We start from the raw sequence: 20,357 nt of genomic DNA on the forward strand, positions 1-20,357 counted from the left end.
GCCATGCTCGGATGGTTTGATCGCTTCGCCCGCTCCTGGGTCTCCGGCTTGGCGGAGACACTGATCCGCGCCATTGATCGGATGAGGCCCCCGGCGCGGTTCGGCGTCCGGCAAAATGCAGACCGCGACTGGATACTGTCGGCCAGCGATTCCGGCGACCGCCACTCCGAAGGGCCGATGGACCCAGTTGGCGTATTGCCGGTCACCGATACGGTGGCGCTGGAGGCGATGCACCGCGTCCTGAAGGGCGCGGAGATCCGCATCGAAATTCCCTCGGACTGGGTTCTGCGTCGGACGCTCGATCCGGTGCCGAAACAGACCGCGGCCTATCTCGAGGCCTTCGTCCGGCACCATATCGAACGGGTGACGCCGTGGCGCGCCGCCGACACCCACCACGCCGCTTTTGCGAATCCGGTCGCCGGTGATCCGGAGAGGATATCGGTGTCCCTCGCGGTCACTCCCCGGAACTTGGTGGAGACGGTCGTCGCGGCCATCGAAGCCTGCCATCCGGGCCGCCTGACACTGGTGACGCATGGAGAAGCGACGAAGAATGACGTGTCGATCGACGTGTCGCTAGCGAAAGGTGGGGCGCAACGGCGGCGCGTCCGGATCGAGACCTTGGTGGGCGTTACCATCGGCATACTCATCGTCGCCCTCGTCGCCGGCGTGGGAGCCGCGAGCTGGTACCGGTCCGCGCTCGAAGGGCAGCGCAACGAGCTCGACGGCATCATCGCCGAGCAGCGCGCCTTCCTCAATGCCGTCTCAGCGCGCCGGGGACTGACCCGCACGTTCGCGAACGGGCCGGAGGCGCTGAGGGCTGCCGGCACACCCGTGGTCGCGCGGATCGAGACGCTGTCCGCTCTCCTGCCGGACCATGCTTATCTCACCGAACTGCATCAGGAGGCGGACCATATCCGCATCGCTGGAATCTCGCGGGACGTGGCGGGTCTTATCCCGACGATCGAGCGCTCCGGGAGCTTCACCGAAGTCTCCTTCTTCGCTCCCACCACGCGGCTGCCGGGGCAGGATGGCGATCGCTTCTTCATCGAGATGCGCATCCGTTCACGTGCCGATCTCCCGGCATCGGGGGCCGGAGCCCCATGAAGGCAGGGTTGTTCGTCGGCAGCCGGATCGGCGCCGGCTGGCGCAGGATCTCCGACCTCCTGCTTCTGCTCGCCCTCCTCGGCGGCGGCGGCATCGCGCAATGGTCATTCTGGACCGGAATTCAGGAGACCCGTGCGCAGATCGCCGAGCGGGAGGTTCTCAACGCAGGACTGAAGCGATCGACGGAGCGGCTTCTGCCGGAGGCCGCTTCACCCGATGCCGCCTCTCCCCGGCCGAAGCTCTATCTCTCCGGGGAGACCGACACGATTGCGGCGGCCGCGCTTCAGACTCACGTCCTGGCGATTCTCGAAGCCAATGCCGCCGTCATCCAGTCGACGCGCGTTCACCCGTCCGCTCCGACGGAACGGGGTCCCGACGCATCGACCGAAGCCGAAGCAGGCCGACGAATTAACCTGGAGGTGACTTTCGACGCCCGAATCACAGATCTCCAGAGGATCCTGTTCCAACTGGAAACCCAATCTCCCGCGCTGTTCGTCGCCGAACTGCAGATCCGACCCCTTCGGCCGATTGGGGCTAGAAACCCATCGGAGGACGACCCCGTGCTGCATGTCGTGCTCGCGCTATTCGGCTTCTGTCGGAACTGACGATGGCGCGGCCTTGCATTCTCTTTCCGATGGATCGCCTCGGCAACGGTCATCGCCGCGCGCCCTCATCCATCGTGCTGGCGCTCGCCCTGGGCGTCACACCGGTGATGGCTGTCGAGGAGCCCGCATCGCGGGATCGATTTCCGGCCCCCATTCCCGCACCGCTCGACCTCGACGCGATGATCGCGACCCGGGACAGACCTCTCTTCGTACCGGGACGTCATCCGCCGCGCCCGCCGACCCAGCTCAGCGCGGCGCCACCGATCACCGTACCGATCGTCGCCCGGCCACCCCCGGGCGCGGTGGTGACGGGCATCATCCTTGGGCCATCGATTAGGATGGCGACGCTGAAACTCACCTCCACCGGCAAGAATGTCGCGCTCGAAGAGGGCGGGACCCTGGAGGGGTGGACGCTCCAGGAAATCAGCGCGCACACGGTCGTCTTTGTCCAGGACGACCGGGTTCTGAAACTCGCCCTGAAGCGGCGTGGACCGGAACGGGGCGGGAATTGAGCGGCCGTGATTGGAGGCTCGATCCTGCGCTGTGCAGCAGCCTCCATCGATCCCGGACGGCAATCGACCGTTCGGGATCGTGCCGAGGGACGATCGCGCAACGAGAGCCGAGCGATGCTCATCGGAGCGGACCCGGAGTTCGTCAGAGCGTCACACGCGCAAGCCGTCTCAAGCAACGGCTCGTTCTGAGGCACAGGACTTCGGATGACAGATGGCCCGATGACGGCATGGCTCCGACCCGACGAGGAGTTGCGCGCGTGGTTGATCGCCTGCGCGCTCGCCATGACCCTCCTGGCCTCCGGGTTCGTCCTCCCGCTGATCCGGTCCGTCCGGCTGTGGCTGCGCCGAAGTCTGGTGCGGGCCATCTGGGCTTGGTTGAGCCGTGTCGCAGTGCGCAGGATTGGACCGCGAATCGACGGCCCGCCCCCCGGGCGCAGGCACAATCGCGGCGCCGTTCGGGCACCCGGCCTCTACGCAGATGCAGCCCTGATCGCATTGGGCGCCACCCTGTTCACCGCTGCGCTCTCCGCGAACCGCCAAGGCTTGGGGATCAATTGCACGCTCGGCCTGATTCTGGTGCTGGCGGCTTTGATTGATCTTCGTTGGTTTCGCCTGCCGGATCGACTCACGGTTCCCCTCGGTGCGATCGGCCTGATGGCGGCCCTGTTGCGCGGTGATGCCGATGTCGCCGTCACCGCGATGGTGCTGGCCGGAGGGATCTTCCTCGGCCTGCGCTGGGGCTGTCGCGCCCTCTGCGGCCGGGACGGGCTTGGGCTCGGCGACGTGAAGCTGGTAGTCGCGCTGGCGGCGTGGCTCTCGCCCGAGCGCCTACTTGATGTGATCGTGCTCGCGGCTCTTGGTGGATCCGCCTTCGGCATCCTTCAGCCGTTGATCCAGGGACAAGGTCGCTCGGGCGGAGAGGCCTGGAGACGACGCCTGCCCTTCGGGCCCTTTCTGGCGGCCGCCTTCTGGTCGGTATGGATCGCGCCCGCGCCCTGATCGGCACGCCTGCGACTTCCCGTGGCGATTGAAATGTTCGGCTTTCGTCCGGCCGTAACGTCGCGGTTCAACTGAACGGCTCCGGGGATTGAAGTTCGGCGCGAGCGCAGTCGGTCCGCATAACGACAATAGAAAGGTCGAAATCCTTAGCCTCAAACTTCTCGACAACAGAGGAATCGCACCCGATGCCCGATTCAAGTTCCGGACGGTGGCCATGGCGGTGGCGAAAGCTCGGCCTTCACGTAGGGTTCCCGGGGAGGAGCTCCATTGTATACACTCGATATATATATGACAATATAGTTTGCCGCCAACAGGATATATTGAATAATTGGCGTTTATAGAATATTAATAGGCTCGATCTGGAACTGTATCGAAAATGACATGTTCGCAGACTATCGCCCTTGCTCTGGGAAGCCGGAAGTGCCGACCCATCGCGAGGCGAGAAGACTATGTCGACCAGAGATCACGGAACCGCACCGGGGGCGTCGGAGGATCTGGAGGAGTCGCCGTCAGCCGATCCTTCGAACACCGAGACGAATGCGATCTTGACGCGCCGATCCATCCTGCGGAACGCAGCAGGTATGTCGGCACTTTCCCTGGGTGCTGGCCTTCTCGGTGGCACACCTGCAGATGCGTATGAGCGTCGTGTTTCGTCGGCAAAGACGAGCTTTGCACTGGCTGTCCTACCCGATACTCAGTTCTATTCGCGTTATGCGACCGATGCCGGGGGCAACGAATTTCAGAAGATGTACGGCAGTACGCCCTATCCGGCACAGACCCAATTCATCGTCGACAATGCATCACGATACAACATCCCCTTCGTCATCCATCTTGGCGATATCGTTGATCAATCTTCGAAGTGGGAACAATGGTACGTCGCCGATCTGGCGATGCAGCGGCTCGAAAATGCGCGCATCCCGTATTCGCTCTGCGCCGGCAATCACGATGTGCTTTCGAGTTCCGAGTTCAACGGCCCGAACGACCAGTGGTGGGGCACCGACGCTCAGCGCCAGAACTGGAATGAGCCATACTTGAAATGGTTTCCGACCAGCCGCGCGGCACGTCAATCGACCTTCCTCGGGCGTCATTGGAGCGGCTGGCACGAAGCTCATGCCTTTACCGTCTTCGGTGTCCGCTTCATGGTTCTGTCCCTGTCGTGGCGCGTCTCCGACGACGCGATCGGCTGGGCGCGCTGGATGATCGAACAGAATCCGACCCTGCCGGTGATCCTCGTCAATCACCAGCTTCTCAACATCGACAAGGATGGCGTCAGTCCGCTCGAAGTTCCCTATGGATTGATGCTGTGGAACAAGCTGATCCACGACAACGATCAGATCTTCATGACCCTAAACGGCCACTATCATGGCGCCGCGCATCTTCAAAAAATCAATGATTTCGGAAACCCGGTCGAAGAGATGGTGGTCGATTACCAGATGGCCTATCAGGGTGGCAACGCTTTGATGCGCCTCTACGAATTCGATTTTACTTCAAATAAGATCGACGTTGTTTCTTTCTCGCCTTGGGTTGTCCAAAAACCAAGAGATAAGCTAAATCACTTCGATCGCGCTTGGTTGACCGAGGACAACCAACAGTTCTCCATCCCGATGAACTTCAAGACGCGCTTTGCGCGCTTCCTGAATTTCGCGCCGACTCTTGCAACAGCGGGTATACAAATCCTGCCACGGCTCAAGCAAGACCTCTTCGCGAATTACGCGGAGCCGACACCGCCCAGCAATACATTGCCCAAGGATGCCGACGATTATCCGAAGGTCGCTGAGACGGTCGCCCATTGGCGCGTCACCGACCCTGTGACCACCGGAACCGTCGTTCCGGCTGCGGGCCTTCTGGCCGATGTCGCGGGCAAAAACCCGATGTCTCGTGCCGCAGTCGACGATGCAACGCAGTTGCCCGATCTGGTCTGGTCGAGCGATCGGCACCTTCTCTCCTCTGCACCCGGGAGCGTCCGCTTCTTCGATGGTGGGAATAACGGGCGCAGCCTGAGCTACTTCAAGACGGCCACCAACGCGCCCATCAACGCCATGACGTTCCCCAACGGGTACACAATCGAGGCCTTCCTCAAGATCGATCCGCAATGGACGAGCGACAAAAACAAGTGGAGCAATCTTTTAACGCGCGTTGGCCGACGCGGCGCGCTGCCGGGCCTCGGCGGCGGTGACTTGGACTCACCCACGGTGCAGTTCGCGATTTCCAATCTGCGGGAAATTCAGTGGGATATCATTCCGTCGTCGGCGACATGGTCGCCAGGATCCAATTGGTCCGGCGAAGTCATGTCGGACACTTGGTACCACGTCGCGATTGTCAATGATCCTTACTACTGGACGACCACCATGTATATCGAAGGGGCTCCGGTTCTGAGAAACACCGGGGGCTCGATCGGCATCGCGACTCTGGGGGCAGACAAACCCTGGCTGATTGGCTGCAGTACCTGGTACGAATTCGTCTCGAACGGCTGGTTCGGTCACATTGGTGAAATCCGGATCGTTTCGAAACCTCTGGGTTCCGAATCCTGGCTCACGGCACGCCGCACCTGATCTCATCCGACGTCTTCACGTCCGCGAAGCAAAGACATTCCTTCATCGGCTCGACGCGACCATGGTGTCGCGCCGGTTGGACGGTCGACGCCATTCCGTGCCGTCCTGCTTTGTCGCCGGGCCGGGCTTCGATTCAAATCCCGAACCCAAGCCTCAGCGATGAACGACCCATCACCGCCCGCGAGCCATTCGCCGGGAGATTCGGCACGCTGCTCATACCCATCGACCACGCCGGCAACCCACCACAGGTTTTGCCACCCGGTTCTTCGCATTGAGGTTTGTCATGACGACGTCTCTTACGGGTCAATCCATTCTCACACGCCTGTCGGATCCCACCGTCGGCGTCCCCCTGCCCGGTCTGGCGGGAACTCCGGATTCCACCGCCGACGGGGCAAACCTGTCCCAAACAGCCTTTGACCTCACCACGAGCGAAGGGATCGACACCTTCAGTCAACCGGGCGGCCAGACGACAGCCGCCCGGGTCGGCACGAGCGATGCGGCCTTGTCCACCACTGGATCGAGCCGGACGTCCACGCTGCCGACGCGCGGCCGGAACGCGAGCGGCGGCGTGAAGGGTACGTCCACCGCCGATGTCGCCGCGCAGGAGTCCGGCGGCTCCCAAACGGGCGCCACGTCCGGCACCTCCGGAACCGGCATCGCGTCCGGCGGCGCCGAGACGGAGGTCGCGTTCAGCGGTTCGGTCGATCCGGACACGTCGAGGCCGTTGCTGCCCACGTTGCTGGCGACCGATGGGTCAGTCCTCACGGCTACATTGAAGATGGATACGGGCAACTCCGACTCGGACGGCTCGACCTCGGTTTCGACGCTGATCGGCAAGGCGGCGCCGAATGCCGTGGTTCGCTTCGCCATCGATGGGCAGGCAAGTGCCAACACCGCGACCGCGGATGGCAACGGTAACTGGGTCTATCGCCCGGTGGGTCTGCGCGATGGCAATCATACGATCGTGGCGAGCGTCGCAGGTGTAGTCGGTACAGCGTCCGTCGACTTCACCCTTGACACCACGCCCCCTGCCGTCACCGCCGGTCTGCTGGCGGATACCGGAGCATCGGCAACCGACAACCTGACCTCCAACCCGTCTTTCAAGGGCCAGGGAGAGCCCAACGCTGTCGTGCGCTTCAAGGTCGATGGCAAGGCGATCACCGAAACAGCCGTTGCCGATGCTGCCGGCAACTGGACCTACACTCCCAAAGGTCTGAGTGATGGCCGGCATACGCTCGTCGCGATCGAGACGGATGCAGCCGGCAATTCCGCCCTGGCCTCCTACACGTTCACCCTCGACACCACCCCTCCCACCATCACCGCGGCCCTGCAGTCGGATACCGGCATGTCGGCGCAGGACGGACTGACGGCCAGCAAGAGCCTCAGCGGCACGACGGACCCGAATACAACGGTTCGCTTCGTGATCGACGGGCAGGCCATCGACGCGACCGCGACGGCTGACGCCTCGGGCCGATGGGTTTTCGAGCCCGCCGCTCTGGCGGACGGCCCTCACACGATCGTCGCGAGCGTCACGGATCCGGCCGGCAACGTCGGATCGGCCACCGTCGCCTTCACCCTCGACACGACTGCGCCCGCCGTCACCGTTGGTCTGCAGGCGGATACCGGTGCCTCGGCAAGCGACCGGCTGACCTCCAATGCGGCCCTGCGCGGAAAGGGCGACGCCAACGCAACGGTGCAGTTCACCGTCGACGGCCAGGCGAGTGTCCGTACCGCCGTCGCCGATGCCTCCGGCAACTGGGTCTATACACCCCGGGGGCTGAGCGACGGCGAGCACACCATCGTGGCGACGGAAACGGATGCCGCCGGAAACACCGGCTCGTCCACGCTCACCTTCACCTTCGACACGGTAGCGCCCGTCATCAGCGCGGCCCTGAAAGCAGATACCGGTCTGTCGGCGAAGGATGGTGTCACCTCCGACGCGACCCTGAGCGGCAGCACCGATGCGGGGTCCACCGTCAGCGTGCGGATCGACGGGGCGACGACTGCCGAGACCGTAAAAGCCGACGCCTCCGGGAACTGGGTCTATACGCCAAGGGCCTGAGCGACGGCTCTNGGCGCCCGTCATCAGCGCGGCCCTGAAAGCAGATACCGGTCTGTCGGCGAAGGATGGTGTCACCTCCGACGCGACCCTGAGCGGCAGCACCGATGCGGGGTCCACCGTCAGCGTGCGGATCGACGGGGCGACGACTGCCGAGACCGTAAAAGCCGACGCCTCCGGGAACTGGGTCTATACGCCCAAGGGCCTGAGCGACGGCTCTCACACGATCGTCGCGAGCGTCACGGATCCGGCCGGCAACGTCGGATCGGCCACCGTCGCCTTCACCCTCGACACGACTGCGCCAGCCGTCGCCATCGGTCTGCAGGCGGATACCGGTGCTTCGGCAAGCGATCGGCTGACCTCCGATGCGGCCCTGCGCGGAAAGGGCGATGCCAACGCAACGGTGCAGTTCACCGTCGACGGCCAGGCGAGTGTCCGGACCGCCGTCGCCGATGCCTCCGGCAACTGGGTCTATACGCCCCGGGGGCTGAGCGACGGCGAGCACACCATCGTGGCGACCGAAACGGATGCGGCCGGAAACACCGGCTCGTCCACGCTCACTTTCACCCTCGACACGGTGGCGCCCGTCATCAGCGCGGCCCTGAAAGCAGATACCGGTCTGTCGGCGAAGGATGGTGTCACCTCCGACGCGACCCTGAGCGGCAGCACCGATGCGGGNGCGCCCGTCATCAGCGCGGCCCTGAAAGCAGATACCGGTCTGTCGGCGAAGGATGGTGTCACCTCCGACGCGACCCTGAGCGGCAGCACCGATGCGGGGTCCACCGTCAGCGTGCGGATCGACGGGGCGACGGCTGCCGAGACCGTAAAAGCCGACGCCTCCGGGAATTGGTTCTATACGCCCAAGGGCCTGAGCGATGGGCCTCACACGATCGTCGCGAGCGTCACGGATCTGGCCGGCAACGTCGGATCGGCCACCGTCGCCTTCACCCTCGACACGACTGCGCCCGTTATCACCGTCTCCAGCCGGGGCGGCAGTGTCGACCAAGCGACGGAGACCGTGACCGGCACGACCGAAGCCGGTGCGGCCATCGCCCTTTACGAGGGCACGACCCGTCTCGGAACGGCGACAGGAACCCAGAATGGGACCTGGTCGGCGGATATTCCGCTGTCCCTTGGCGACCATACCATCGTCGTGAAGGGCACGGACGCCGCTGGCAACGTGGCCACCGCCCCCGCGGTCCAGTACACCCGCTACACGCAAATCCTGGCGAATGCCGCAGGCGGTGACTGGAACACGGCGAGCATCTGGTCGACGGGCAAGGTCCCCGGCTCCGAAGCCTACGTGTTCGTGGGACTGCCTGCCGCCGTGACCGTGAGCAGTTGGGACGACTGGTACAGGCCGATCAGCCGCCTCGACACGGTCGTTGGCTCCTCAATCGTCTTGACCGAGGGCGGCCTCCATCTGGCCGGAGCCTCCAATATTCAGGGCTCGGTCGCGCTGCGCTCCGGCCAGTTGGTCTCGGATACCAGCATCGCGATCGGGACCTTGTCGCTGGATCGCAACGCTCAAAGCTCCACCACCTCACAGTTGATCACCTACGGCGGCACGACAACCGTCTCCAACCTTCAATGGAATCAGGGCATCTTCCGGGGAGGCGGTGCCGTTGCCATTGCTTCCGGCGGGACGCTATCCGCCGGTCAGGGCAATCAGTATCTTGGCAGTGAACTCGATATCTACGGAAACGCGAATCTCGCCGGTGCCAATCTGTACATCAACTATTTTGACCAGACGACGCTTTATAAGGGTACCTTGGACATCAAGGCAGGCGGCAGCCTGACGATCGACGACCAGTCGCAGATCAGCACGTCGGCATCCGGCGGGTCGAAAGCGGCGGTGTTGAACGAGGGAACCTTCACCAAGACCGGTAGCGGATCGACCAACGTCTTCGGCGTGTCGTTCCAGAATTCGGGAACAGTCACGGTGAACGAGGGCACGCTGGATCTCTCCAGCACGACCTTTAGCAATACCGGCACGATGGAGGTCAAGAACGGCGCCAGTATCGCGGGAAGCACTGGAACCGACTTCAGGAACACTGGCACCGTTACGGCCCGCGACGGGTCCTTGATCGACACCAACCTGACGTCGAACAGCGGGACGATCACCCTCCTGTCGAGCGAACTCGATCTCGAGACGGATACCACCAACACGGGCCGTCTCATCGCCGGTGATTCCTCGGGCATCTTCGCTCTGGGCAAACTCATTGGCGGCGGCACGATCGAGCTGCGCGGAGCCGACAGCTACGTCGAACTGAGCCGCGCCTCGGACAACACCATCAGCTTCAGCGATCCGAACGCGCCAGCAACCCTCCGCCTCGACCAAGCTTCGACCTTCAGCGGCACAATCGAGGGCTTCGGATTAGCATCGATGATTGATCTTGCGGACGTCATCTCCGGGTACACACGCATGAGCTACGTCCAGGGAGAGGACGGAGGACGCCTGTCGGTGACCGATGGAAGCCGCACGGCGAACCTGCTCTTCGCCGGTTCGCAGCAACTCAGCGACTTCAACGTCGCGGCCGGAAAGGATGGCGGCACCCTCATCGTGCATGCCTGAGCACCTTCCCGCCTGGACGTCGATCGTTTGGGCGGGAGGCACCCGGGAGTCGGCCGCGATCTTCGTGCCCGTGTTCGGAGATCGCGGACCCCGGCGAACGCGGTCGGCGCCTCCGAAGGGCCGGACCGAAAGGCCTCCGCTCATCGTGACGGTCTCGATGACGCGGTGCCGTCACACCACTGGTTGCCCTGACTCGTCCGTCATTCTCTCGATGCGCCATTCTACGCCGCGTCGCAGGGCGCCCCATCATTTTTCGTCATCGATATAAAACGGGCTCAAGCGTGACCAGAACGCTCTTCGATCGCTCTCCGGCACCCGATATGGGGCTGCGGGCTCTCTGCGGCATCGCGGCGTTCTATCGGATCGCCGCCGACCCGGCCGCCCTTCGTCGTGAACTCGCGCTGACGCAGACGCTCGCGACGGTTCCCGATGTATTGCGCGCGGCCCGGTTGATCGGTCTGAAGGCACGCCACGTGGCGCGGCGCGGCGCGAAGAGCCTGGCCGCCGTACCGGTTCCGGCGATCTTGCGGACTATGGATGACCGGTTCGTCATCTACAGCGGCCAGACTCCCGACCGCCTGTTTCGATTGATCGATCCGGTCACGGGTGCGGAACAGTTCCTGGCATCGGGCGAGGTCGAGGCGGTCGTCCAGCCGGGGGTCATCCTCGTCTCACGTGCCATCGCCGGTGCGGGCCAGGATCCGCGGACGATCGGTTTCGCGTGGTTCTGGGCCTCGATCTGGCGCTATCGCAGGCCGCTGGCAATGGTGATGCTCGCATCGCTGTTCATCCAGAGCTTTGCCCTGGTCACGCCACTGTTCTTTCAGGTCGTGATCGACAAGGTTCTAGCGCACAAAGCGTATTCGACGCTCTACGTTCTAGTCGGCGGCATCGCCCTGATCGGGATGTTCGATGTGGTGTTGCAATATCTGCGAAGTTACATGCTCTCACATACGACGAATCGGATCGATGTCGAACTCGGCCAGCGTCTGATTTCGCACCTGTTTCGGCTACCGTTGAGCTACTTCGAAACCCGTCCGGCCGGGCAGACTGTGGCCCGACTGCGCGAGCTCGAAAGCATTCGCGCTTTCCTCACCGGGCAGGCGCTGTTCTCCGCGCTCGACGTCGCCTTCGCGGCCATTTTCGTGGCGGTGCTGTTCCTCTATTCGCCCTTGCTGACCTGGATCGTGGTCGCGACGATCCCGATCTACGCGATCATTGCCGTGGTGATGCGTCCGATCCTCCAGCGCAAAGTTGAAGAGAAGTTCTACCGGGGTGCTCTGAGTCAGCAATTCCTGGTGGAATCGATCGTCGGCGTGCAAACCCTCAAGGCCTCGGCGGTTGAGCCGCTGGTTCGCGCGGAATGGGAGGAGAAGCTCGCCGCCTACGTGCGGACCGCCTTCGACGCCACTATTGTGGCGACAGCGGGACAGAATGCGATCCAGTACGTCTCGCGCGCCGTTACGGCGGCGTTGCTCTTGGTCGGCGCCGGGGCGGTGATGGACGGGGCGCTGACGGTCGGCGAACTGATCGCGTTCAACATGATCGCGGCGCAACTCACCCAGCCGATCATCCGCCTCTCGCAGTTTGCCCAAGACTTTCAGCAGGTGAAGGTTTCGGTGGAGCGGCTTGGGGACATTCTCAACGCGGTTCCCGAGGCGCACGAGACGCGCCACACCCACACCACTCCGCCCCGCGGCCAGATCGAGTTCAAGGGCGTGACGTTCCGCTATCGACTGGGAGCGCCGGACGTCCTGAAGGGCATTCACCTCAAGATCATGCCGGGCGAGGTGATCGGCATCGTCGGGCCGTCCGGGTCCGGCAAGTCGACCCTCACCAAGCTGGTTCAGCGCCTCTACCAGCCGCAGGAGGGACAGGTTCTGCTGGACGAAGCGGACTTGAACCACATCAATCCACAATGGCTGCGCTCCCATATCGGCGTTGTCCTGCAGGAAAATCTGCTCTTCAACCGCTCGATCCGCGACAACATCGCCTTGGCGGCCCCCGGCCTGCCCGACGACCAGATCATCGCCATCAGCAAGCTCGCCGGTGCCGATGAGTTCATCAGTCGTATGCCCGAGGGCTACGGTACCCTCATCGAGGAGCGCGGCGCCAACCTGTCCGGCGGACAGAGGCAGCGGATCGCCATAGCCCGGGCTCTGGCGACGAATCCGCGGATTCTCATTTTCGACGAGGCGACGAGTGCCCTCGACTACGAGAGCGAGCGGATCATTCAGGACAACATGCGCCAGATTGTCAGCAACCGCACGGTGATCATCATCGCGCACCGGCTGGCGGCCGTGCGCGGCTGTACCCGCATCATCGCGATGGACCAGGGGCGGATCGTCGAGGATGGAGCGCCGGCGGAGTTACGCCAGCGCGAGGATGGATTGTTTCACCGGCTCTGGGTCCTGCAGAACGAGACTGCCCAATGAACTCCATGCTGCCGAGTGTTCCCGGAGTGAAGACACTGCGGATGCGGCGGGTTCGCCGCGCCGACCAAGCCTTCCTTCCGAGCGCCTTGCAAATCCTCGAAACGCCACCCGCCCCGCTGGCCGGCTTGATGATGATGGTCATCAGCGTCTTCTTCGTTGTCGCCCTCGTCTGGTCCTGGCTCGGTATGATCGATGTCATCGCAGTGGCACAGGGGAAGCTGCAGCCGATCGGTCGCATCAAGACGGTGCAATCCATCCGAAGTGGACGGGTCGTCGAGCTGCGTGTCGACAACGGTGCCCTCGTTCATCGCGGCGATCCGCTGATGCGGCTCGATCCCCGCGAGGCGATGACCGAGCGCGAGGCAGTCCTGTCCGAACTTGCGAATTTCCGGGCCGAGGTTCTGCGCCGGAGAGCGGCCCTTGCCTATGTCCAGGCGGGCCTCGGGCCAGAACCGCCCGCAATTCCCTTTCCGGATACCATTCCGTCGGCGATCCGCGAGGCCAAGGCCCGGAACTTGGCCGCGGACCTCGCCGCGCTCGCCGCCAACATTCAGAAGCAGCGATCCCAGGCGGATCAGAAAAAGGCCGAGCGGAACCGCCTGATGGCGACGATCGAGGCGCAGAAAGCCCTGGTCAATATCCTCCGCGAGCGCGTCGACATGCGCCAGTCGCTTGTGGCGACGAATTCCGGTACGCGGGCGAGCGTCATCGATGCGAGCGAAACGCTGGCGATGCAAACGGCCACGCTGGCCCAGGAGACCGGCCAGATCGCGGAGATCGAGTCCAACCTCCAGGTCATCGACAGCGTCATCGAAGCCGCGATCAAAGCCTTCGTCGCTGAAAACTCGGAGAAGCTGGACCAAGCCGAACGGCAGGTTTCCGTCTATGAACAGCGTCTGGAGCGCACTTCCCTCGAATTGGATCAGACGACAATCCGCAGCCCCATCGACGGAATCGTGCAATCCTCGTCGCTGACCACGATCGGCCAAGTGGTCAACCCGGGCGACGAATTGATGCGGATCGTTCCGGAGGATGCCGGCCTCGAGGTCGAGTGCTACCTTCCCAACAAGGACATCGGCTTCGTGAAGGTCGGCCAGCCGGCTGTGCTCAAGATCGAGAGCTTTCCTTTTACCCGCTACGGTACGATCGATGCGACCGTGACGCGGGTGGCGTCGGATGCCATCCCCGAGCCCGATGCCAGTCTCCTCGAACAGGATTCGGCGCGCCCGAGGCGTGAGCGCGCGCGCGTCGGGGCAGACCGGATACAGAACCTTGTCTTCCCGATCACCCTCCGCCTCGTCGGGACCACGCTCAACGTCGATGGAACGGCCATCCCTTTGAGAGCCGGCATGGCGGTGACGGCGGAGATCAAGACGGGCCAACGCCGCCTCATCGACTACGTCCTTTCGCCGATCCGGCAGATCGCCGGGGAGGCCCTCCGTGAGCGCTGAGCGACGGCAACTTTTTCAAACCCCTCGAAATATCTCCTCGGGGCGGGATGGTTGATTCCCAGCTTGAGTATGGCGGCTTTGAAGGATCGTGGAACGCGCCGGGCGATGTAGCGGGGGGTGATGGATAGGCTGAAGGTGTTCCGTCATCCTCACCCGGCTCAACGGACAGGGGTATGTCCAAGGTATCCGAACCCTCTCCCCGTCAACACAACCGGCATCGCCATCTGCCGCCAGGATGATCGGGTCGTCGCCGTCGCCCGCGCGGAGGGTGTGCGTCGCCAGATGATTTGCGACAGTCTGCTGAGTTCAGGAGCGGAGGCTCCCATCCATCGTGGGTAAGTGGCTGATGCAGAGCCGTTCTTGGCTGAATTTTATGGGACCGATCCAAGCGGGTCTCGGCTGGTCACCCGCATCAAAGATGAAAATCGATTTCCGTCAGCAGCAGCGCCTTCGAAATCTGGATCTGGAACTCAGCGCCGTCGGTTCCCGAGACGTTGCCTTCGATGATGGTTGTACTGCCCGACACGACGTACCGGATTTGCCCCGCAGCGGTGAAAGCTGCGGTCCCGATGAGGCTGAATGCATCGTCGCTCCCACCCGCCACCGCATCGATGGCTGAAAGATCGATCCGATCGCTCTGAGTGCTGAGAAAATCCGTAATCACATCCCGCCCGGTGGTCGTATTCGTGCCGTTCCCCGCTTCCTCGACGCTCCTGAACACGAACGTGTCGCCGCCGGTCCCACCGGTCAGGGTATCCTTACCACTGCCTCCGACGATCCGGTCGTCGCCCGCAGCGCCGTTCAGGGTGTCGTTGCCTGACGCGCCGATCAGGGTGTCGTTGCCGTCCTGCCCGTTGACCAGCTGCGGCCGCGTCCCGCGGGACGACAGGTCCAGGAGATCGTCACCGGCCGTCCCGGCGGTGTACTGAGCAGTCTGAGGCGGGGTGGGCGGCGCGGCGCCCTCGAAGAAGACGTCGTCCGAAAGGAGCGCGGGGCCGGAGTGTACCACGGTGATGCGGCCGACCGCCGTTCCGCCTTCCCTGACCTCGTAGCTGTGAAGCGTGTTGCTGGCACTGATGTGGATGAGGGCGGCGCCAGGATCGAAGCCCTGGAAGACGAGAACATCGCCGCCGGGCACACCGGCGCCGCCAAAATCGTCCACACGGTCGAGCACGGCGGTCGCGACAGTGGTGCCGGCCAGATCTCCCTTGGTGAATACGAAGCGATCGTCGCCCGCGCCACCCGTCAGGCGGTCGGCACCGAGCCCGCCGGTGAGGACATCATTGCCCTCGCCACCGTTGATCGTATCGTTACCGCCCCCCCCAGTGACGATATCGTTGCCGCCCTTGGCGGCGATCAGCTGAGGTGCCGATCGGGCTGAGAGGTTGATGACGTTCGCGCCGTCGTCACCCGTCGTATACTGCGCCGTGGTTTGGGTCGGCGGAGGCGGCGGGGGTGGCGGAGGGGCGGGCGCGACGTTGACGGTCACGTTGCCGATCGCGCTGTGCTGGGCTCCATCGGAAAGGGTGTAGCTGAAGGTAGCCACGCCAGAGAAGCCCGCCGTCGGGATGAAGGTGACGTGATCGCCGCTGAGCAGGACCGTGCCGTTCAGACCGGCGGTGACACCGGTCAGGCTCAGGGTATCACCGTTCACATCGGTGTCGTTGGCCAGCAGCGCGGATGCCGAGAGTATCAGGGGCGTACCTGCCTGCATGAACAGGATGTCGGCCATCGCGGAAGGCGGGTGATTGCCTCCGGGATAGGCGCCCTCGTAGTTGAGATCCGAAGACAGATCGTGGATGTTGTCCGACGTCATGAAGTGCATCATGGCACTCTGACCAGCTGCTTTCACATTGGGATGAGCAGAATAATAGTTGTCCGGATCGAACAATTGACTGGTTGGCTTGCGGCCCTCCGCTTCGCCAACCTCAAGGTAGTGCTGAAGCGGGTTGATATTGAGAGCCGCCACATCAAGGTTGGTGCTGAGGTAGTAGGCGGTGTTGAACACCGCATTGGGATCGAGCAAAGCCTTCCAGCCGATCGTATTGTAGTGCTGATCCGCTGTCATGCCCGTTTGGGCGAGCTGATCGCCGTACGCGGCCTGGTAGAAATCTGCATCAACGCCGCTGGCACTGATGTGCGAGCCCGTATCTGTCCTCACATCGATGATCGTCTTAGCAATCGCTTTGCCAACCCACAGATTGTCATCGATCTCCCAGGTGTGATTGCCGAGGTAGTGGAGCGCGGCGAAATTATGGTCGCTGAGATCCAGTCGGGTGCTGACCACATCGACAACACGCCCATTCTCAAGACCTGCTTCGGCGAAGATCACATTGTCGTACTTCTGTGTTTGGGTCTGCGTCTCGAACTGATTACCCCGCGGAACCTGCGTCTGAATGACCAGCTCAAGGTCGCTGGGACGGCCCTGCTCGGGCATCTCGCTTCGGTAGGTCGCGTGCAGCGGCTCGCCCTGCAGACCGACCTCCCAGAGAACGCCCCCCTCAACGCCGAACGTGGCACGTGTGGTCACCCATACGTTGTTGAGCGTGGCCATGCCAATATCAGCGTTACTTGTGAATAAGGCATCGTTATAAGGATTTGGACCAAGCATGTCCCAGTGCGTTCCGACCGCCAATCGGTTGTTGGAAGTCTCGCTCAGCTGAATCTCTTCATGCCAATCTGCGCGATTTTTGCCGAACAGCGCTCCACCATACCAACCCGTGCGCCCGAGTTCATTGGGAATAGCAAAGCTGTCCATCTGTACATAGCCAAAGGACATGCCCTTGCTCGGATCGAGGGCGCCAGGATCAATGGTGACGATACCTCCGATGGTCGTGAACCCATCGCGCTCCCCCGTCGCATTCGGCACCGGCCGAGTTGTGACGACGAGGTTGCCATCCGCAATGCTCACCGGATCAAACTGACGGTTCAGCCAATGACCCGACGTCATGTCACCGTTGGCGAAAGCCGTTCCAGAGTTGTTGGGATGGAACCAGATCATGTCGCCCTGGTCCACCGTTCCATAGGCGGCACCTTTGGTGAGGACCGAGGATGACGAGAACGTTTCGTTGAGTATCACGACGTAGGACATGTTTTCCTCGGCGCAACGAGATTGGCGAGACCTCGCTACTTTTCTAAAGCCTCAGCGGATACACTGTATTTTTATCAAACTATGAAGTTACCAATATCTCGCAAATCAGACAGAGTCAATCATTTCGATTCATTAACATGCGTCAATTAAGCAACCGGCCATACGATCAAACCCTCCTATGGTCAAGCTTCCATTTTTATAAATTGACAGCCCATGAAATGTCGAACATTAATCTCAAATAATTACACAATATTGGTCAAATATACATAGATCTACGCAGCTAAGCAGCAGATTTTACTTCGGAGTGCAGGCGAGATGATTGTTCTGACGGGCCGTGGCGCCATCGACCCATCACCGCCCTTCGAGAACTGGCGAGGCGTCGAAATGCGTCTCGACTTGAAACCTTCCCGCAAGCGGTCGAATGCGGTCCCGATCGCACACCGTTTCACGTCGCCTGCGGCGGGAAAGCCAACACCATCCACAATGCGAACTCAGGGGCAGGCCTTCAGCAGGCTTTCAAACATCATTTCTGATGTTCGCGATCGTTGTTGATCGAACAATATCCAGAAAGCTCCTGATCAATGGCCCCGATTTCTCTCTTGACCATAGGGCGTAGACGTCGGCGCGGATCGGTTGTCCCGTGAAAGGTCTGTATACGACGTCCGCGTGCGCCAGTCGGGCGACGAATTCCGGGATGATGGCGATGCCGAGCCCTGCCGCAACGAGACTCGTCAACGACGCAGCCTCGACGACTTGGTGCGTGATGTTCGGGACGAACCCGGCGTTGACGCAGCATTGCCAGAGGTGCTTGGCGAACAGCGAGTCCGAGAGCCGCAAGAACACGAACGCCTCCCGATCCAGGCCGGCAAGGTCGATGGCCCCTCTCCGCGCCAGTCGGTGGCCTCGCGGCAGGACAAGGGTGACGGTTTCGCACCAGGCTCGTTCGCTGACGAGGTCGACGTCTGGGGGTGGACTGCGCAGGAAACTGACATCGGTCTGCCCGGCCTTCAGCATCGAGATCTGTCGGTCCGGCGACATCTCGTGAATGCGCAGATCCACGTCGGGATAGATCATCGCGAAGTCGCGGATGGCGCGTCCGAGCGGGCCGGCCAGCATCGATCCCGTCAGACCGACATTGACGATGCCAGCGACACCGGCACCGATGGCCCGCGCTCGTTCCATGGCCTCACCGGACCTTTCCAGAATGTCGAGCGCCTGTGCGTGGAAATCGACGCCCGCCCTCGTCAATGACACCCGCCGCGTCGTCCGTTCGAACAACGCGGTGCCGACCTCGGCCTCGAGATCCCGGATCTGCTGGCTTAACGGCGGTTGGGCGACGCCGAGGCTCTCGGCGGCAGCGGTGAAGCTCAAGTGCCGAGCAACGGCGACGAAATAGCGGAGGTGGCGAAGTTCCATCGTCCCATTGATATCTCATAAATCTTAATCGAGACATACGGAATATTTGACGTCTAGATATGCTGGCAACATGGTGCCACCGTGCAAGACGAGCGTTCGAAGCCCTGCAGGCTCAGGTCGACCGACCAAAGCGCCTGCGGCGTGGATCGTGCTTGAACAAAACGGGCTGAGCCCGGCATGGAACGACTCGACCACGGACTGGGGTATGATGATGCGGTTCTTCCGTTCGTTGTTCGGGCAGGTGGTCGCCGCCCTCGTCCTCGGTATCGTCTTGGGCATAGCTTGGCCGAACTTTGCAGTGACCCTTAAGCCCCTCGGCGACGGGTTCATCAAGCTGATCAAGATGGCCATCGCGCCGCTCGTCTTCGGCGTGGTCGTCCAGGGCATCGTCGGGGCCGGCGATCTGAAGAAGGTCGGACGCGTCGGGCTCAAATCCCTGATCTACTTCGAGGCGGTGACGACGCTCGCCCTCGTGCTCGGTCTCGTTCTGGCCTACGCGTTCGCACCGGGCCAGGGCATGAACGTCGACGTGACGGCCTTGGACGCGAAGGCGATCGCCGGCTACACCGATCGCGTCGGTCAGGTCACCGGGACGGTCGACTTCCTGATGAAGCTGATCCCGACCACGTTGGTCGATGCCTTCGCCAAGGGCGATATCCTTCAGGTTCTCATCATCGCGATTCTGTTCGGGGCCGGTCTCTCCCTCCTGGGCGAGCGGGGCAAGCCCTTGGCCGACAGTCTGGAGCGCATCACCGAGGTCCTGTTCAAGATTATCGGCTTCATCGTCAGGCTCGCGCCGCTCGGCGTGCTCGGTGCCGTCGCCTTTACCGTGGGCAAGTACGGCGTCGGCTCGCTCAAGCAGCTTGGAATGCTGGTGGTGCTGTTCTACGCGGGCGTGGCATTCTTCGTCTTCGTGGTGCTCGGCAGCATACTGCGCGTAGCCGGATTCAGCATCCTCAAGCTCCTCGCCTACCTGCGCGAAGAACTGACGGTCGTCGCCGGCACGGCCTCCTCGGACTGTGTCTTGCCGCAGGTCATGCGCAAACTGGAGCGCCTCGGCATCAAGGATTCGACCGTCGGCCTCGTGATCCCGACCGGATACTCGTTCAATCTCGATGCCTTCTCGCTGTACCTGACCCTGGCCACGGTCTTCATCGCCCAGGCCACCAACACGGATCTCTCCTTCGGTCATCTGATGCTGATCCTCGGCATTGCACTTCTGACCTCGAAGGGAGCACACGGCGTTCCGGGCTCGGCCATCGTCGTGCTGGCCGCCACCCTATCGGCGGTGCCGGAAATTCCCGTGATCGGATTGGTGCTCGTGCTGTCGATCGACTGGTTCGTCGGCATCGCACGCGCCCTTGGCAACCTGATCGGCAACTGCGTGGCGACGGTTGTGATCGCCGTGTGGGAGGGCGACATCGACCATGCGCAGGCTCGGCGCGTTCTCAATGGCCAAGCTCCGACTGATACGGCCGTGATCCTCGACGCGCCGGTCGCGGAACTGCACTCGGCCTGACGGCGACGCCGCGACACCTGCCAAAAGCGGCAGCGCGGC

12 protein-coding genes and 1 pseudogene are annotated in these 20,357 nt (G+C 62.7%); 11 read left to right on the forward strand and 2 right to left on the reverse strand.

Going from position 1 to position 20,357, the window contains the following annotated elements; translation table 11 throughout:
- Positions 1-3: 3 nt before the first annotated feature.
- The 10 genes and pseudogenes from ASF60_RS05505 (at position 4) to ASF60_RS05550 (ending at position 14,292) form a co-directional block, all read left to right on the forward strand.
- Positions 4-1,104: a PilN domain-containing protein gene (locus tag ASF60_RS05505; RefSeq protein WP_056181615.1), complete on the forward strand. Its 1,101-nt coding sequence runs from the start codon at positions 4-6 to the stop codon at positions 1,102-1,104.
- Positions 1,101-1,709, forward strand: a complete 609-nt coding sequence (gspM, locus tag ASF60_RS05510) for a type II secretion system protein GspM (RefSeq protein WP_056181618.1) — start codon at positions 1,101-1,103, stop codon at positions 1,707-1,709. The genes ASF60_RS05505 and gspM overlap by 4 nt, the downstream gene beginning before the upstream one ends.
- Positions 1,710-1,783: 74 nt before the next feature.
- Positions 1,784-2,221 (forward strand): hypothetical protein, encoded by a 438-nt coding sequence (locus ASF60_RS05515; RefSeq protein WP_162241293.1) that lies wholly within the window; start codon positions 1,784-1,786, stop codon positions 2,219-2,221.
- 219 nt (positions 2,222-2,440) lie between these two features.
- Positions 2,441-3,220, forward strand: coding sequence for a prepilin peptidase (locus ASF60_RS05520; protein ID WP_056181626.1), 780 nt, complete (start codon positions 2,441-2,443; stop codon positions 3,218-3,220).
- A gap of 449 nt (positions 3,221-3,669) precedes the next feature.
- A complete protein-coding gene (locus ASF60_RS05525) occupies positions 3,670-5,772 on the forward strand; it encodes a LamG-like jellyroll fold domain-containing protein (protein ID WP_082507767.1) in 2,103 nt (700 codons plus the stop codon).
- Between the two features lie 283 nt (positions 5,773-6,055).
- Positions 6,056-7,834, forward strand: coding sequence for an Ig-like domain-containing protein (locus ASF60_RS05535; RefSeq protein ID WP_156633885.1), 1,779 nt, complete (start codon positions 6,056-6,058; stop codon positions 7,832-7,834).
- Positions 7,835-7,856: 22 nt separating this feature from the next.
- Positions 7,857-8,509: Ig-like domain-containing protein (locus ASF60_RS26130; RefSeq protein ID WP_443136733.1), on the forward strand; the 653-nt coding region annotated here is incomplete at its 3' end.
- 1 nt (position 8,510) lies between these two features.
- Positions 8,511-10,406, forward strand: a pseudogene (locus tag ASF60_RS26135) (Ig-like domain-containing protein); the annotation flags it as partial.
- Positions 10,407-10,726: 320 nt separating this feature from the next.
- Positions 10,727-12,841, forward strand: coding sequence for a peptidase domain-containing ABC transporter (locus ASF60_RS05545; protein ID WP_056181638.1), 2,115 nt, complete (start codon positions 10,727-10,729; stop codon positions 12,839-12,841).
- A 41-nt stretch (positions 12,842-12,882) separates the two neighbouring features.
- The gene (locus ASF60_RS05550) at positions 12,883-14,292 is read left to right on the forward strand and encodes an HlyD family type I secretion periplasmic adaptor subunit (RefSeq protein WP_162241294.1); all 1,410 of its coding nucleotides are present in this window, start codon (positions 12,883-12,885) and stop codon (positions 14,290-14,292) included.
- A gap of 412 nt (positions 14,293-14,704) precedes the next feature.
- On the opposite strand, the gene ASF60_RS25980 is transcribed toward ASF60_RS05550, so the two are convergent.
- Complete coding sequence (locus ASF60_RS25980; protein ID WP_056181644.1) at positions 14,705-17,383, reverse strand: Ig-like domain-containing protein; 2,679 nt, start codon at positions 17,381-17,383, stop codon at positions 14,705-14,707.
- A gap of 516 nt (positions 17,384-17,899) precedes the next feature.
- Positions 17,900-18,799: a LysR family transcriptional regulator gene (locus ASF60_RS05560; protein ID WP_056181646.1), complete on the reverse strand. Its 900-nt coding sequence runs from the start codon at positions 18,797-18,799 to the stop codon at positions 17,900-17,902.
- A 208-nt stretch (positions 18,800-19,007) separates the two neighbouring features.
- Between ASF60_RS05560 and ASF60_RS05565 the strand changes: the two genes are divergently transcribed.
- Positions 19,008-20,318, forward strand: coding sequence for a dicarboxylate/amino acid:cation symporter (locus ASF60_RS05565; protein ID WP_056181968.1), 1,311 nt, complete (start codon positions 19,008-19,010; stop codon positions 20,316-20,318).
- The last annotated feature ends 39 nt before the right edge of the window (positions 20,319-20,357 follow it).

It is taken from the genome of Methylobacterium sp. Leaf113 (assembly GCF_001423325.1).
Taxonomy (GTDB): Bacteria; Pseudomonadota; Alphaproteobacteria; order Rhizobiales; family Beijerinckiaceae; genus Methylobacterium.

Excerpts from the sequence above, each read along its gene's own strand:
- ASF60_RS05525 (WP_082507767.1), top strand. The coding sequence starts at position 3,670 with ATGTCGACCAGAGATCACGGAACCGCACCGGGGGCGTCGGAGGATCTG.
- ASF60_RS05565 (WP_056181968.1), top strand. The coding sequence starts at position 19,008 with ATGATGCGGTTCTTCCGTTCGTTGTTCGGGCAGGTGGTCGCCGCCCTC.
- ASF60_RS05505 (WP_056181615.1), top strand. The coding sequence starts at position 4 with ATGCTCGGATGGTTTGATCGCTTCGCCCGCTCCTGGGTCTCCGGCTTG.
- ASF60_RS05520 (WP_056181626.1), top strand. The coding sequence starts at position 2,441 with ATGACGGCATGGCTCCGACCCGACGAGGAGTTGCGCGCGTGGTTGATC.
- ASF60_RS05535 (WP_156633885.1), top strand. The coding sequence starts at position 6,056 with ATGACGACGTCTCTTACGGGTCAATCCATTCTCACACGCCTGTCGGAT.
- ASF60_RS05545 (WP_056181638.1), top strand. The coding sequence starts at position 10,727 with ATGGGGCTGCGGGCTCTCTGCGGCATCGCGGCGTTCTATCGGATCGCC.
- ASF60_RS05550 (WP_162241294.1), top strand. The coding sequence starts at position 12,883 with ATGCGGCGGGTTCGCCGCGCCGACCAAGCCTTCCTTCCGAGCGCCTTG.
- ASF60_RS25980 (WP_056181644.1), bottom strand. The coding sequence starts at position 17,383 with ATGTCCTACGTCGTGATACTCAACGAAACGTTCTCGTCATCCTCGGTC.
- gspM (WP_056181618.1), top strand. The coding sequence starts at position 1,101 with ATGAAGGCAGGGTTGTTCGTCGGCAGCCGGATCGGCGCCGGCTGGCGC.
- ASF60_RS05560 (WP_056181646.1), bottom strand. The coding sequence starts at position 18,799 with ATGGAACTTCGCCACCTCCGCTATTTCGTCGCCGTTGCTCGGCACTTG.